The 15,430-nt window shown below is 51.9% G+C and carries 13 protein-coding genes and 2 pseudogenes; 11 read left to right on the forward strand and 4 right to left on the reverse strand.

Annotated elements, in window-relative coordinates; genetic code table 11:
• Positions 1-356: 356 nt before the first annotated feature.
• The gene (locus CA948_RS02285) at positions 357-2,756 is read left to right on the forward strand and encodes a tetratricopeptide repeat protein (RefSeq protein ID WP_159086105.1); all 2,400 of its coding nucleotides are present in this window, start codon (positions 357-359) and stop codon (positions 2,754-2,756) included.
• Between the two features lie 42 nt (positions 2,757-2,798).
• On the opposite strand, the gene CA948_RS02290 is transcribed toward CA948_RS02285, so the two are convergent.
• Complete coding sequence (locus tag CA948_RS02290; protein ID WP_108727213.1) at positions 2,799-3,632, reverse strand: phage integrase; 834 nt, start codon at positions 3,630-3,632, stop codon at positions 2,799-2,801.
• A gap of 116 nt (positions 3,633-3,748) precedes the next feature.
• Between CA948_RS02290 and CA948_RS02295 the strand changes: the two are divergent.
• The 3 genes and pseudogenes from CA948_RS02295 (at position 3,749) to CA948_RS02305 (ending at position 7,681) form a co-directional block, all read left to right on the forward strand.
• Positions 3,749-4,814, forward strand: a pseudogene (locus CA948_RS02295) (IS3 family transposase).
• Positions 4,815-5,290: 476 nt separating this feature from the next.
• On the forward strand, positions 5,291-6,262 hold the full coding sequence (locus tag CA948_RS17565; protein WP_159086106.1) for a hypothetical protein: 972 nt from the start codon (positions 5,291-5,293) through the stop codon (positions 6,260-6,262).
• Between the two features lie 711 nt (positions 6,263-6,973).
• Positions 6,974-7,681 (forward strand): hypothetical protein, encoded by a 708-nt coding sequence (locus tag CA948_RS02305; protein WP_108727214.1) that lies wholly within the window; start codon positions 6,974-6,976, stop codon positions 7,679-7,681.
• Positions 7,682-7,972: 291 nt separating this feature from the next.
• Here the strand turns inward: CA948_RS02305 and CA948_RS02310 are convergent, their stop codons facing one another.
• A complete protein-coding gene (locus CA948_RS02310) occupies positions 7,973-8,266 on the reverse strand; it encodes an addiction module antidote protein (RefSeq protein ID WP_086068933.1) in 294 nt (97 codons plus the stop codon).
• Positions 8,263-8,490, reverse strand: a complete 228-nt coding sequence (locus CA948_RS02315) for a type II toxin-antitoxin system RelE/ParE family toxin (RefSeq protein ID WP_238988635.1) — start codon at positions 8,488-8,490, stop codon at positions 8,263-8,265. Before CA948_RS02315 ends, CA948_RS02310 begins: the two co-directional genes overlap by 4 nt.
• 597 nt (positions 8,491-9,087) lie before the next feature.
• On the opposite strand from CA948_RS02315, the gene CA948_RS02320 reads away from it, so the two are divergent.
• The 3 genes and pseudogenes from CA948_RS02320 to CA948_RS17915 all read left to right on the forward strand — a co-directional run.
• Positions 9,088-10,464, forward strand: coding sequence for a dihydrolipoyl dehydrogenase family protein (locus CA948_RS02320; RefSeq protein WP_159086107.1), 1,377 nt, complete (start codon positions 9,088-9,090; stop codon positions 10,462-10,464).
• A gap of 258 nt (positions 10,465-10,722) precedes the next feature.
• Entirely contained in the window at positions 10,723-11,298 is a 576-nt protein-coding gene (locus CA948_RS02325) for a TetR/AcrR family transcriptional regulator (protein WP_108727216.1), read from the forward strand.
• A gap of 92 nt (positions 11,299-11,390) precedes the next feature.
• A pseudogene (locus tag CA948_RS17915) lies at positions 11,391-11,456 on the forward strand (hypothetical protein); the annotation flags it as partial.
• Between the two features lie 68 nt (positions 11,457-11,524).
• Here CA948_RS17915 and CA948_RS02335 read toward each other — a convergent pair.
• A complete protein-coding gene (locus CA948_RS02335) occupies positions 11,525-12,229 on the reverse strand; it encodes an SDR family oxidoreductase (protein ID WP_108727217.1) in 705 nt (234 codons plus the stop codon).
• 103 nt (positions 12,230-12,332) lie between these two features.
• Here CA948_RS02335 and CA948_RS02340 point away from each other — a divergent pair, with 103 nt between their 5' ends.
• From CA948_RS02340 to CA948_RS02355, 4 genes are all read left to right on the forward strand, one after another.
• Complete coding sequence (locus CA948_RS02340; protein WP_094196162.1) at positions 12,333-13,205, forward strand: LysR substrate-binding domain-containing protein; 873 nt, start codon at positions 12,333-12,335, stop codon at positions 13,203-13,205.
• Positions 13,206-13,384: 179 nt separating this feature from the next.
• Positions 13,385-13,729, forward strand: coding sequence for a zinc ribbon domain-containing protein YjdM (locus tag CA948_RS02345; protein WP_108727218.1), 345 nt, complete (start codon positions 13,385-13,387; stop codon positions 13,727-13,729).
• A gap of 198 nt (positions 13,730-13,927) precedes the next feature.
• Entirely contained in the window at positions 13,928-14,422 is a 495-nt protein-coding gene (locus CA948_RS02350; RefSeq protein WP_108727219.1) for an RNA polymerase sigma factor, read from the forward strand.
• Positions 14,419-15,363: a FecR family protein gene (locus CA948_RS02355; RefSeq protein WP_108727220.1), complete on the forward strand. Its 945-nt coding sequence runs from the start codon at positions 14,419-14,421 to the stop codon at positions 15,361-15,363. The genes CA948_RS02350 and CA948_RS02355 overlap by 4 nt, the downstream gene beginning before the upstream one ends.
• The last annotated feature ends 67 nt before the right edge of the window (positions 15,364-15,430 follow it).

The following is a 15,430-nucleotide window of genomic DNA, read 5'->3' on the forward strand; positions in this document are numbered from 1 at the left end:
CAAGTGTCAACGCAGGATTGAGGGCGACGGTTGCTGATGCCGACCCTCTCTTGTCTTTCATCACTTGCATGCGCGTTTCTGCTTCATGGGTGGCGCGCGCTGAAAATATTCTTACAATGGCAGCCATCGGCCAGAAGCGTATATTGAGCTTCGATCCACGCGGGACAGCTACATGCTGATATGAGTCTCTGGTTACCTGCCTGGGTGGTACTCTCGTTTGGCACCAGTCATTGTGCAGCGTTGACAGCTTGAGAGCAATGCCGCCCAGCCTAGAAAATCAATGGCTTTTTTAGCACCCGCGACAAAGAATTTACAAACTACGAAAACGTATGAAATTGACCAACGGAGCGAGCCCAATGAGCAGGCTGCTGGCCATTTGCATTTTTTTGTGCGGCACAGCTGTAGCGCAAGCGACTGAGACTTCGATATTTGCCTCGAAAGACGATTTGCAGGCTTTCAAGGCGTTGCAGCAAAGCAAGTTGGAGTCACAAAAGGAGCTTCAAGCCAAAGATATTGAAGCTATCCGTCAACAGATCATTGCCATTGACAAGCGTGTAGATAACCAGTTGGAATTGCAGCAAAGTAAGTTGGAGTCACAAAAGGAGCTTCAAGCCAAAGATATTGAGGCCATCCGTCAACAGATCACAGCCGTTGACAAGCGTGTAGATGACCAGTTGGCACAGTTGGGGCAAAGTGTTAACCAGTTTGGCATCTCGATCGCTTTGCTAAGCGCCGTCATCACTGTATTGCTGGTTTGGGGTGGATTTCTCGGGTATCGCAATGCTAAGTCGGAAGCCAAGGACGCGGCCAAGGATGCGGCGGAGGCTGTTGCAGAAGCTAGCGCAAAAGCGTGGTTTGACGAACAGGCAGAGGAGTTGAGAAAAGAAATTGAATCAATCAAGCAGAAAGCCACCCAGTTGCAGACGGAAATGGATGAGCATGCGCAAGAGGTTGAAGCGCGCGCTGCTGATGTCACAAAAGCCATCAACACTGCACAAGAATCAATTAGCAAAAACGGGCCCCAAACTCCATTTGATCTGACCGACTCAACAAAAGTGCTTGCTCAGAGCGGCAGTGAGCAGAAAATTTCTAACGAAGACAGCTACTCTTTCGATGATTGGTGCACTCGCGCCCGCGCAGCGTACACCGCTGGAGACTTAGAGGACGCTGCCTATTTTTGGCTCAAAGCTGCAAGCGTTGCCGATGACGAAGCCGCTATGGTCACCTACGATGATGTGGTGCGCCGCTTTGGTGATGCTACCGAGCCTGCGCTGCGCGAGCTGGTCACCAAGGCCATGGTCTACAAGGGCATCAGGCAGGGAAGACTGAACCAGAGTGAAGCGGCTATAGCCACCTACGATGATGTGGTGCGCCGTTTTGGTGATGCTACCGAGCCTGCGCTGCGTGAGCTGGTCGCCAAGGCTATGGTCAACAAGGGCGTCAGGCAGGAACGACTGAGCCAGAGTGAAGCGGCTATAGCCACCTACGATGATGTGGTGCGCCGCTTTGGTGATGCTGCCGAGCCTGCGCTGCACGAGGTGGTCGCCACGGCCATGGTCAACAAGGGCGTCACTCAAGGCGAACAGAACCAGAGTGAAGCTGAAATAGCCACTTACGATGATGTGGTGCGCCGCTTTGGTGATGCTGCCGAGCCTGCGCTGCGCAAGCAGGTCGCCAAGGCCATGGTCTACAAGGGTATCAGGCAGGGAAGACTGAACCAGAGTGAAGCTGAAATAGCCACCTACGATGATATGGTGCGCCGCTTTGGTGATGCTACTGAGCCTGCGCTGCGCGAGCTGGTCGCCAAGGCCATGGTCAACAAGGGCGTCAGGCAGGGACGACTGAACCAGAATGAAGCGGCTATAGCCACTTACGATGATGTGGTGCGCCGCTTTGGTGATGCTGCCGAGCCTGCGCTGCACGAGCTGGTCGCCAAGGCCATGGTCAACAAGGGCGCCACTCAAGGCAAACAGAACCAGAGTGAAGCAGCTATAGCCACCTACGATGATGTGGTGCGCCGCTTTGGTGATGCTGCCGAGCCTGCGCTGCGCGAGGTGGTCGCCAAGGCCATGGTCAACAAGGGCGTCACTCAAGGCAAACAGAACCAGAGTGAAGCTGAAATAGCCACCTACGATGATGTGGTGCGCCGCTTTGGTGATGCTGCCGAGCCTGCGCTGCGCGAGCAGGCCGCCAAGGCCATGGTCAACAAGGGCGTCACTCAAGGCGAACAGAACCAGAGTGAAGCTGAAATAGCCACCTACGATGATGTGGTGCGCCGCTTTGGTGATGCTGCCGAGCCTGCGCTGCGCAAGCAGGTCGCCAAGGCTATGGTCTACAAGGGCGTCACTCAAGGCGAACAGAACCAGAGTGAAGCGGCTATGGCCACCTACGATGATGTGGTGCGCCGCTTTGGTGATGCTGCCGAGCCTGCGCTGCGCGAGCTGGTCGCCAAGGCCATGTTCTACAAGGGCGTCACTCAAGGCGAACAGAACCAGAGTGAAGCCGCTATAGCCACCTACGATGATGTGGTGCGCCGCTTTGGTGATGCTGCCGAGCCTGCGCTGCGCGAGCTGGTCGCCAAGGCCATGGTCAACAAGGGCGTCACTCAAGGCGAACAGAACCAGAGTGAAGCCGCTATAGCCACCTACGATGATGTGGTGCGCCGCTTTGGTCATGCTACTGAGCCTGTGCTGCGCAAGCAGGTCGCCAAGGCCAAGGTCAACAAGGGCAGCATCCAAGCCCTGCTGAACCTGTGAGAGGAAACTCGTGGGCGACTGCTTTGGGTCGAGTACCGACAGTCAGTCGCCAACGCAGGGGCAAAACACGAGCGGGTTGAGCTGTCGAGCAGAGTCTAAATGATCAGGAGCGAGATGCGCATACCGCATGGTCGTCTTCAAATCCTGATGTCCCAGAATACGTTGCAATGCCAAAATATTGCCACCATTTATCATGAAATGGCTGGCAAAGGTGTGACGCAATACATGGGTAAGCTGACCCATCGGTAATTGAATGCTTCCGCGCTCAAGGGCTTCTTTGAATGCACCTGTACAGCCAGCGAAAATTGCTCCAATGTTTCTATGTTCGGCATGATCAGTGAAAATCTCGTCCTGCATTCCCTGGCTGATTGGCACTGCTCTGGCCTTGCCAGTCTTGGTTCGGGCGAACTGGATCAGTCGCTGTCGTACCTGCTGTGGTTGTAGTTTTTCTGCTTCGCTCCAACGGGCACCCGTAGCAAGACAAATTCGTGACACCAGATCCACATGTGGGTTGGTCGACTTCTTAAGCTCTACCAGTAAGACAGCGATCTGTTCGTTGGTCAGATAGGACAGCTCATTTTCCTGCACCTTGAACTGGCGCAAATCTTTCAGCGGATTGTCTCGTTTCCAGACAGCGAGCCGGATCAGCTCATTGAACATGGCTCGCATGTATGCATGCTCGTGATTCACGGTGTTCAGGGAAATACCAGTATCCAGGCGCTGGCTACGGAAAGCCGCGAAGACCTGTGCATTGAATTCGCTAGCAATAGGATTTTTCAGCTCAGTGATGGCGGCTTTAATCCGCTTGTAGGTCTCTCCGGCTGCGCGAAGCTTTTTGTCATGATGATCAAACCAGATGGCATCTAATTCATCCATTCCGCCTGACTGTTGGCGTTCGACTTGACCCAAACTTCCCAATTCTTGGCTTGGTAATCCCCCCATAAAAACGATGAGATCAGAAGTAGAATTTTTTTATTGAGGAGTTCTACTACATGAAGAAGTCGAGATTTACGGATAGCCAGATCATCGAAGCCATCAAGCGCGTGGAGGCTGGCCTTGCCGTTCTAGAGTTGTACTGTGATCTAGGCATCAGCTCGGCCACGTTCTACAAGTGGCGTTCTACGTACGGCGGCATGGACGTATCGCTAATGGAGCGTATGAAGGAACTGGAGGCCGAGAACGCCCGGCTGCGCAAGATGTACGTCGAGGAGAAACTCAAGGCCGAGATTGTGACGGAGGAGCTAGAAAAAAGTGGTGAGGCCCTCTCGCCGCCGCGAGATAGCCCAACGTGCCGTGCACGAACGCTGCGTATCGATTCGAATGGTCTGCGAGGCGTTTAGAGTCAGCCAGACTTGTTATCGGTACATCACCAAGAAGGACGCCGAGAACGAGGCGATCGCCAACGGGTTACTGCGTCTGACCGCCAAGCATCGTCACTGGGGCTTTGGCCTGTACTTCCTGTATCTGCGCAATGTTCGAGACTTGGGCTGGAACCATAAGCGGGTATACCGGATTTACCGAGAGCTCGAACTGAACCTGTGGATCAAGCTGCGTAAACGGCTGGTTCGCTAGACTCCTGAGCCACTGACCGTGCCGATCAACGTGAACCAAGTCTGGTTGATGGACTTCATGCATGACCAGCTTGCCGATGGGCGCAGCATTCGCGTATTCGACGTCATCGATGACTTCAACCGCGAGGCACTAGGGATTGAGGTTGACTTCTCGCTGCCGTCCGAGCGCGTGATCCGTACGCTCAAGCAGATTATCGGTTGGCGGGGAAAGCCGTCAGCCATTCGGTGCTATAACGGACCTGAATACCTGAGTGCGGCAATTGTTGAGTGGGCCAGGGCATGGGACATAAAACTCGAATACATCCAGCCGGGCAAGCCACAACAGAATATCTACATCGAACGGTTCAACAGAACCGTGCGCTACGAATGACTGTTCCAACATTACTGGGACGATCTGGACCACGTACAGCGCGTCGCCACGTAGTGGATGTGATTCTACAATCATGAGCGCCCAAATATAGCTCTGGGCGGATTTACCCCCAATTAGCAGTTGGCCATGGCTGCGTAGCGTTCCTACTTCTGGCAATCGCTACAAATGGGGGGGGTGCCAGGTGTGATCTTCGATATCCGGCCTATAGTAAAGGAAGGTATTATTGATTTGGATATCACACAGCAGCTATCCAACTTCGTGAAGGCCACAACAGGCGTGAATAATTCGCTTACGCTAACCAAGCGAGAGTTGAAAGAAAAGGTAGGAGTTAAAACTGTGGTAGACCAGATTTGCGAAGAGATGATTGAGCTTGGTGGGCCGTCCCCTACCTATAAATATTAAACCTAAAATAAAAGAAATACTATTTAGGAGATAATATAGTTTATAAAAATACGCATTGAATCCTTACGGTTCAATCGTCTGATGGGGGCGGTTCGTGCGATGGGGAAATAAATCTTCTCAGTGAGGTTCCAGACCATCTGGCTAGAAAATAAATTCCTTACTATTTGAAAGAATATAATTATATTATATGTATGGAAGGAATATCAAAAAGGTTAAAACGCTTTTTTGTAGGGTTATTGGAGGAAGTTGTGCAAAACGGGACACATCGAATTCCTTATGCTTTATATCTTAAGGGTTGGAAGTATGGGGAGAATTCCCGTGAGCAGTTAGAAAAAGAGGGTGAAGAAGTAGGGCCGTTGGAGTATCGTCAGGAAATGGAAGGATTTATCTATTGTCCTGAATGCGCTACGCCACTTAGTCGAGCTCCAAAAGATACTGACATATTTACAAATAGTCGCACCGCACATTTTCGTCATAGACCTGCGTTCAAAAGTGTCAAATGTGAACTTAGGACGCCGCGTGGGCTGGGTTTAAGTTACTCTTCAGAAGAAGAGTTACGGCGAGCTGTTCAGAATTCTGAACTTGCAATTATTAGTGATTGGCAAGATTCTCCGCCAGAATATTCACCTGGTGAAGATGGTTCTGATAATGAGTATGGCCTTACTCAAATTGCTGATCCTGACGGAGAGCCTACCGAAGTACCATTAGGCAGGCATACTGGCGAAAAATTTTTGTTGCCAAGCAAGATATCTACAGTGTTCGCAATATGTCGAAATTTCGATAAAAATTTATCTCGCGCTTTTTTCTTTCCAGATAGCCAATATGCAACATTTTTAAATGATAAATTATTCGATGTTGCTCTGTTAACGGATGAGCTTCCTATCAGCTCTCATCTTTATTTTGGAAAAATACGCTCAGTCTCAAGTTTGAGTAAAAGAAATAAAATAATTCTTGACCCTGGTGAGGGGGCTCGCGTAAAAATATATACTTGGCCTAAAAATGATGAAAGAAAAAGTATAAATAATAAATCTATTGGTAGAATTCTGTTGTTTTACGGAAGTTTATATAAAGAAAATGATGGGGTTTTTGCATGTAAATTAAATCTATCGGGAACTTACTGCTTGCTACCAGAAAAGTACGAACATCTTCTTCCTGATTTATAGCTGCTTTGCCAGCAATTTTATTGCCTCATTGCCTTGCTAGGCTTTATGCAAACTTCGCAAATCTCAATGACGGTTTATAACCTTTAGCGCTGTGTTTTACTGTCAAAAAAGTGTTAACCGTATAGCAAAAAACAGCTTGTCTAATAGTATTTGATTTTGGTGTAACTTATTAATTGGAAAGAGAAAGCCGTCCTAATGCTACCCCATAAGACTGCATCATAATCCGCAGGTCCCTGTTAAATCAGGACATTAAAGCCACCCAGTCGGGTGGCTTTTTTGTTTTCTGCGGCTTGAGTCTCAACCAAGTGTCAACACAGGATTGAATAACGACGGTTGCTGATGCTGACCACTTCTCGTCTCCTGCCGCTTACGTGCGCGTTTTGGCTTTATATGCGTGTAGGCTGAAATTGTCTTGGCGATATGTCATTCGCCTGCCCAACCCAAGTGTTGCTTGTCACCACCGATCACACGCTATTGATTAGGTTGCAGGGGTTGTTTGCTCTACCTCCCTGATGTGTGGCGCGTATATGGTTTGGGGCAATGCTCCATTTTGGTATCGATAATGCTCACTGAAAATTATTCTTACAATGAGCTGCTATTGGCTAGGAACAGACTGATTACATCAGTCTGTTTATGGGCGAATGATCACACCGACCGTACTCCGGAGGTGTGTACTCGCGTTTTCACCAGATTCTACGAAAAGGGAGATCAATGAAATTGACGACGACAAAATCAAATATAAGCACGCTTTGGTTGATGAAGCACTCGGCGTTGTCCTATGCTAATCAATGGTTTATGACAGACCGCAAGCTCATGAAAGAGCTGAGAAAAAATGGCTCCTGGGAAATTGATGCCGTTGTCCTGGGCGATCTTGCGGCGAAGTACATGGTAGCCCGCGGCTTCAAGACCGAAAAGAACAATCCGCTCTCGAACAGCCAACGATGGGTGACGGCGGCAGCGCGCTTAAGAGCCGCCGTTCAAAGCGTGGAGCACGTCGAAGCCAAAGTACATACTCTCGCGATTGAGCTGGGTAAGGTTGCTCCGGTAAAGAGCACTTCGGGTTATCTGCTTTCGGCAGCCACGAAGTTCTTATGGTTTGCTGGTGAGCACGAGGTGCGAATACTGGACAAGCGAGCAGTTGATGCACTCGGCCGCCTCAGAGGCGTTCGAGGTAAATTGGGCGTCGACTATGAGCAGTATGCGGCGGTCTGGAAAGATCAGTTCGACGCGCACAAGGAGGTTCTGGCAAAAACGCTTGCCGATCTGCCTTGCCAACTCTTGTGGACATGCATTCCATCTGATGTACACACCGAGGCAAAGACGGTTTTCAAGGAACTTTGGTTCGCTGACCGCGTTTTCGACAAGTACCTCTGGACACTCGGAGTCGGCGCGAATGGTGGGGCTACGTCGTTTGTTTAGGTAGACGTACAACGACTGGGCGTGCGGGCGTTCTGATGGGCAGCTTTTCGGGACTCATTCGTGCGTAGCGGACTTCCACTTTGGGTCGAATGCCGACTACCCGGATACTGCGCAGGTTAAAACGCTAATGGATTGAGCCGTATCCAAGTGAGCCGGCGCAAGGGGCGCGTGCCGTAGTAGGTGGTCTATAAACCCTGATGATCCAGAGCGCGTTGCAACGTGAGGATGGCGCCGCCCTCGGGCATGAAAAGCGGGCAAGGGAGTGTTGCTGTTAGCTTCGACAATTACTTCTCAAGCATGAATAGGCTCTACCGTTAATTTCACCCCAGCAGCCCGCGCTAACTTCAGGACAGTGTCATATCGTGGCTTGGCGCCCGGAGCAAGAGCCTTGTACAGGCTTTCTCGGCCTACACCAGCGTCTTTAGCCATTTTGGTCATGCCTCGGGCTTTGACCACATCCGCAAGAGCAGAGAGGAACAAAGCTGGATCGTCTTCTTCCAAAGCAGCCGAGAGGTACTCGGCAATAGCTTCCTCGCTATCAAGGTATTCAGCAGCGTCGAAGGGGGCGGTTTTAATGGTGGTCATGATTGATCCTCCTGAATTTGTTTCCACATGGCGATTGCAGTTTTGATGTCTTGCTTTTGGGAGGACTTGTCACCACCGCTAAGCAGCAGATAGACCACACGGCCCTCACGAGCATAGTAGAGACGGTAGCCAGGACCGAAGTGGATGCGCATTTCATACACACCATCACTAATTGGCTTTACGTCTCCGAAATTGCCCAGGCTGGCTTGTTTGATGCGAACCACGATCTTCGCTCTGGCTTTGAGGTCTTTTAAGCCTGTCAGCTAGGTGCTGAAAGTTTCGCTGCGGTTGATCGTGTTCATGGAATTGATTGTATCCTTTCGGATACTTTCGTGCAATGCAAAGCGTGTAGCTTGGACGTTCACCCACCTCATCAATTTGCGCGCTAGCTATAAGCGACATGTGTGGTGCTGCCGCAAGGAGAGCGAGAGCCAAGAGCATTCAACAAACGGTCTTGCCTAACTGAGGCGGCGTCTGCCAGCAACCCCCAATATCCTGGCAGACAGCGGCTTTTTATCTGGGGCTCATCAGATAGTGGAGCGATGGCCTATATACAGAATTGCGTGAGTTCATGTCGCAGCACGGCGTTGTACCGTTGTGCCTGGGATGCGCCACCAAGTTGCTAAAGGCTCTACTGGCTCTACCCCATAAACGGGGGACGGTCATTCATCAGACCCGGTTATTCACACTATTCCATCCTCACTGGGCCTTGTTAAATCAATCCGGTTACAGGGCTTTACTCCATAACTTACTAAAGGTAATATACCAAAGGTAAGTTAATGGTTAATGAGCAGTGCTTGTTAGAAAGACTAGGAGTAGGCGTGCAAAGTTTTGATCTGGCCGTGATTGGCGCTGGAGCCGGTGGGTTGAATTCGGCACTGACAGCTGTTTCTGCTGGGAAACGGGTGGTTCTCATCGAGAGACACAAGCCCGGTGGAGAGTGCACATGGGCTGGGTGTATCCCAAGTAAAGCGCTCATTCAGATAGCCAAAGATGTCAAGGTAGCGCAAAAGTATGCCTCAATTGCCATCGATGGCGCTGCGATCATGCGCAAAGTCAGGGCATTGATTGAAGAGGCCCACCAAGCAGAAGCGGTACCCACGTTGCAAGATGCAGGTATTGAGTACCGACATGGCACTGCACGTTTGATTGATAATACGACGCTTGATGTTGATGGCCAGGCTATCTATGCAGACCGGATAGTGATTGCTACCGGCTCGTCGCCCGTCGTGCCGGGTATTCCTGGCCTGCAGAGCGTTCCCTATTTGACCAACGAAAATATCTTCCAGCTCGAATCCCTGCCGGAGAGTCTGATCGTTTTGGGCGCTGGCGCCATTGGCGTCGAGTTGTCGCAGGCATTCCAACGGTTGGGAGTCAAGGTCAAGCTTGTAGATCAGGCGGAAACAGTTTTGCCTCGTGAGGAGCCAGAGTTTGTTGGTGCAGTTCAAGATATGTTATTGAAAGAAGGTGTGGGGATCTATGTTGGCCGCACAGTCAAGTCGGTTCGGCAGGAGGGCGCTGATATTGTTTTGTCCTTCACCGCCGGAGACAGCATTGAAGAAATTCGAGGCCATAGTCTTTTACTGGCATTGGGACGAAAGCCTAATACCGATACAATCAATCTCTCCGATGTGGGCGTCGAGTATGACGCAAAAGGAATCAAGGTTGATGACTTCTGTGAAACAACTACACCAGGTATCTATGCGGTTGGTGATGTGGTTGGCCCCTACCTGTTCTCGCACACCGGTGGTTATCAGGCAAGAGAGCTTGTACGCAATCTGTATAGCACAGACTCTCCGAAGCCGATCAGCCTGGAAGGGGTGGCCTGGTGCACGTTTACGGAGCCTGAACTGGCGCATTGCGGTCTATCAGAAGAGGAAGCCCGGTGCGTTTACGGTGATGAAATAACCGTATTCACGGGCAAATACTCCGACCTTGACCGTGCCGTCGTTGATCAGAAAACCGACGGTATGGGAAAAGTCATTTGCGATAAACATGGCCACATTCTCGGGGCCAGTATCCTGGGTGAACGAGCTTGTGAATTACTTGGTGAACTCCAAGTCATGAAGCAACATGGCATTCCGCTACAGGGATTGCAAAGTGCCATACATCCTTATCCAGGATATAGCGAACTTCTTTTGTACCTTAGCTTCGATGCGCATGCACACTTTGGCGCGAGTAGTGACGAACACAATTAACCACGTGATGTCAGGGACCGCGCTACGGATGAGCATAATGAACACAGTTTCTTCGCTTCTTTTTCTTCGTAGGCGGTCTGGTTACTGTACGCATTGTTATCCTGCTTGCTCAGAAAGCCTTGTTTATCGAACCTTAAGACGATTCAAAACGAAACTGAACAAAATCGGTGAAATGATGCTCTCGGCAATAGCAGTGTTTATTTATGTGGATCAGATGTTTGTTGTATTTCCCAGCCCTGCAAAAGGGAGGGCAAAGTGATGGCCAAGCGCTTATCCAAGCAGGAAAGACGGGAGCAGTTGCTCTCCGTTGCCGATAGTATCGTCAGGGCCAACGGGACGGAGGCCCTGACTCTCATCACTCTTGCCGATAAGGCTGGTGTGACAAAAGCTCTTACGTATGACCACTTCTCTACTCGGGAAGGCCTGCTCATCCAGCTTTATAGACGCTACGACGAGCGAGTCATTGCAGCGACTCAGGCAGCCATTTCCTCCGGCGCTAAAACAATAGAGTGCGCGGCTGAGGCAGTAGTCGTCTCATACATCGAGTGCACCTGCTACGGCGGCAATCAATACGAAGCGATTGTTTCTGCACTGCTGGCCTATCCTGATTATCAGGATATACGACTACGCATCAGGGACTTCTTTGCGGACGCATACGAGGAAATCTTTCGCTGTTTCATGACGAAAAAAGGAGCAGACGTCAGGCTGAGGTTTATTGCAATTTTCGGGGCGATTGAAGAGGTTGCCAGGTCAGTATCCATCGGAGAATATAGTGTTGAAGAGGCGATTGCAGCACTAAAGTCTATTATTGTGGCGATTTTGAAGGAACGCTAGCGTTCCATGCTTCATATAGACGACAGCCCTCAGCAGAGAGAAAAAACTGTCAAACCTAATAATTTGGGGCCTGCCAGCCATACCTATGTGGCATGACGGTCTACGGCTTTTGTCACCTTGGATACGTCAGAATGCACGTGTCGTTTGATGTGGTTCAGTGTGAGTGCTTAGAGTCAGACGGCTTCTAGCCAGTATGCACGCCGCAGCCTGATCAGCCTTTTACCGTTCACACCGACCGAGTCAGTCCACCATCCACCTTGATGTTCTGTCCGGTAATATACCCAGCGCCATCCGATAACAAAAACGCAATTGTCGCCGCAATTTCCTCGGCTTTGCCATAGCGTTCCATGGGCACGCTTTCTCGTCGTTCTGCGGTGGCGGGCAGGCTATCAATCCAACCGGGCAGCACGTTGTTCATGCGTACATTCTTGGCTGCATAGCTGTCTGCAAAAATCTTGGTGAAGCTGGCCAGCCCGGCGCGAAATACCGCCGACGTGGGGAACATCTCCGCAGGCTCAAACGCCCAGGCTGTAGAAATATTCACAATCGCCCCACCACCTTGCGCGGCCATGATGGGTGCCACCAGTCGCGCTGGACGCACGGCATTCAGAAAGTAGACGTCCATGCCTTTGTGCCAGTCTTCGTCGCTGATCTCCAGAACCGGGCCACGCGGGCCGTGTCCGGCGGAGCTGACCAGGGCGTCGATACGTCCCCAGCGTTGCATGGTCAGGTCAACCAGCCGCTGCAAGTCCTCGTTGGATTGATTCGATCCGGTCAGACCGATGCCGCCCAACTCCTTGGCCAAAGCCTCGCCCTTGCCGGACGAGGACAGGATGGCGACGTGGTAGCCATCTTGGGCCAGTTTGCGGGCCGCTGCGGCACCCATACCCGAGCCGCCTGCGCTAATAAGTGCTACTTTTTCTACAGTCATGAGAGCCTCCGTGTGTTGAGATTGATACTATTATTTCAGCCTGCATTAGAAAAATCATGCGATAAATAAGCCTTCAAGGGTGTAGAAAAACTACTGTTTAAAAATGATGAAATCTCGCCGTTCCTTGCCCCCGCTCAATGCCTTGCGTGCTTTTGAAGTGTCTGGTCGTCGTTTGAGTTTCCGTGCCGCCGCGGATGAGCTGGGGGTGACGCAAGGGGCTGTTGCCCAGCAAGTCCGGGCCTTGGAAGAGCATTTGGGCCTTGCGCTGTTTCAACGTCATCCGCGTGGTTTGCAACTGACTTTGCCGGGTGCGGCCTATCTGGCCGAGGTCACCCGTGCTTTTGATACCTTGGCTGATGCAACCGGGCGCTTGTTGGTACGCCCTGATACGGTCACGATCAGTGTCACGCCCACGGTGGCTGCCAAGTTACTGATTCCCCGCCTGGGGGATTTGCAGGCGGCCTTGCCTGATGTGGAGCTACGTACCGTGGCAACGGAGGCCTTGTCGGATTTTGAGCGTGATCAGGTTGACATTGCCGTGCGCCTGACTCGCCCGCCTTTTGCGGCGGACCTGGAGGCCCAGTTGTTGTTTCGTCAGGATGTCGTGGCCGTGGCCAGCCCCCGTTTGGTGGGGAATATGACGCTTCCTTTATCGCTTGAACAGTTGCGTGTGTTGCCCTTATTGCATGACGCTCAAGGGCATTGGGCTACCTTCTTGAAAGCCGGCGGCAAGTTGCCGGGCGCGGTATTCAACCAGACAACGCTGGCATTGGATGCTGCTATGGCAGGCCAAGGCGTGGCTTTGGCCTGCAAGGCTTTTGTGGCAACGGATCTGGCCGCTGGGCGCTTGGTGCAGGTGGCGCAGGCAGGGATTTTGGGACCGGACTTCTATCTGGTGCGCAGGCGCTCAGCCCCGGTCAGACAGTCGGCCCAGGCGGTATGGGATTGGTGCTTGAACAGATTGTTGCCTTGTTAGTGTGATGCTCAACAGGTTCGAGTTTGTGCAGACAACCGTTTCGCAATACGCAGGCAGGTGCCCGTGAAAGGTACGGTCTGGCTGTATTGGGGCTCAGCGTTTTTGGCCTTCCTGATGCAAAGGGCTAAACTGGCCGCACTTCTGGTGCAGCAGCACCCAGCTTTTTACAGGAAAAAAATATGAGCACACCGCTTCCTTGTCCTCAGTGCACCTTGGAAAATACCTACCATGACACCGAGCAATGGGTATGTGCCGATTGTGGCTATGAATGGCAAGACGCAGACCCGGCCTTGGAGTCTGAAACCGATAGTGATGAGCTGATCGTTAAAGACAGCAACGGCAATGTGCTGGCCGCTGGCGACGATGTGATTCTGATCCGAGACCTGAAGGTGAAAGGTTCCAATACCTTGAAAAAGGGGGCCAAGGCCAAAGGCATCCGTCTGGTTCGGGGTGACCACGAAGTCGATTGCAAGATTGATGGCATTAGCTATTTGTTAAAGGCCATGTACTTGAAGAAAGCCTAAGCACTCAAACTTGGGTTTTTGGCAGGCGCAGCGTATAGACACGCTGCGCTTTTTTTATGCCTGCAGACAGGGGAAGGCATCCAGGCGACGGCAACCATTAGTCAGCGTATTAATGGCAGGTAGTAGCAAACAAGGCGTTGGGCGTGTATATAATAATGAGAATGATTATTAATTATATGTTTATCTGATTGTCTTTCTATGTCCAAGCTGACGGCGGCGTTCCTGACCCATTACCCGGATTTGATCCGTTATTTGCGCAGGCGTACGCATTGTTCTGAACTGGCGCAAGACTGCGCACATGACACGTGGCTGCGTTTGTTGGAGAAGGGGAAGCAGGTTACGGCGGACAACCACAGAGCCTATGTGTTCAAAGTTGCCGCCAATATCGCGGCGGATTGGTATCGGCGTCAAACACGCGAGCAGGCTGCGTTCGATGGCTACGCCTTGAGTGTCGCCCATCACCATGCGCCGGATACGTACGAAGAAGTGCAGGCCAAGGAAACCTTGCAACGTCTGGAGCAGGCCCTGATGGCTCAGTCCCAGCGCAGCGTACGTATTTTTATGATGCATCGCTGTGAAGAGATGAGCTACGCGCAGATCGCCCAGAAGTTGTCGGTGTCCGAGAGCACCATTGAAAAACACATGATGCGTATTTTGCTGGTGGCGCACCAAGTCTTTAATTGCGCAGAATGAACGCGCCGCCAGATTCGGCCTGGAGCCGTGTGGATGAAGATGCCGCTCGTTGGGTGGTGCGCAAAGAAGGTGCCAAGCTAGAGCCGGACACCCTGGCTCAGTTCGATGCCTGGTATGGGGCTGATCCTTTACATGCTCAAACCTATGATGCCTTGGCGGCCAGTTGGCGGCGACTGGATCAGGTGTCGATGCTGCCCATTGCCCGTAAAAAGCGAAAATCCCGTGTCAAAACGCTGGCCAGTGCCTGTGTCTTGATGGGGGCGTCTTTTTACGCCTGGCAGATGTTTGAGCAGCAAGGTTTGATCAACAGTGGGGTAGAGATCACCCAATTAAGTCTGCCTGATGGCTCGGTGGCGATTCTGGACGCGCAGACCCGTGTGCGTCTGAATTTTGAAAATGGTCAACGGCAGGTCAGCGTGGAGTCGGGGCGCGCCTTCTTTCAGGTGGTGTCTGCCACGGCTCAGACCGGCCCGTTCACTGTGCAAACCGGCCTGGCGCAGGCGACGGCCTTGGGGACGCGCTACGAGGTCAGCTTTAACGATCAGGTCAGTACTGTGGCAGTGTATGAACATACCGTGCAGGTGCAGTGCCAGTCTTGCGATACGTCGCAGCCGGTGATCTTGCAGCCGGGAGACAGGGCCACGGTGGCGCACGGGCAATTGCAGGCGCAATTGGCCCAGTCTACGGCTTCCACACACGCGGAAGCGGCCCCGGCCTGGACGAATGGTTTACTGAGTTTTGATGATGTCAGCCTGCGGGAAGCGGCCCGTCAGTTGGGACAGTACACGCATCGCGTGATCTGGATGGGTAGCGAGAAGGCGGAGGCAACGCGGGTGTCCGGTGTGGTGCAAGCGGCTCGGCCAGCCGCCGCCCTGAACTTGCTGACCGTGGGGCAAGGCTTACAAATCAGGGAGTTGCCGGGGCTTATAGTTATTTACTAATGATAATTATTATCAATAAAAAAATACGATGGTCATCAGGGGTGAGGAAAGAGGGGTAGCACAGCGT

The organism is Alcaligenes aquatilis, assembly GCF_003076515.1.
GTDB classification, from domain to species: Bacteria; Pseudomonadota; Gammaproteobacteria; order Burkholderiales; family Burkholderiaceae_B; genus Alcaligenes; species Alcaligenes aquatilis.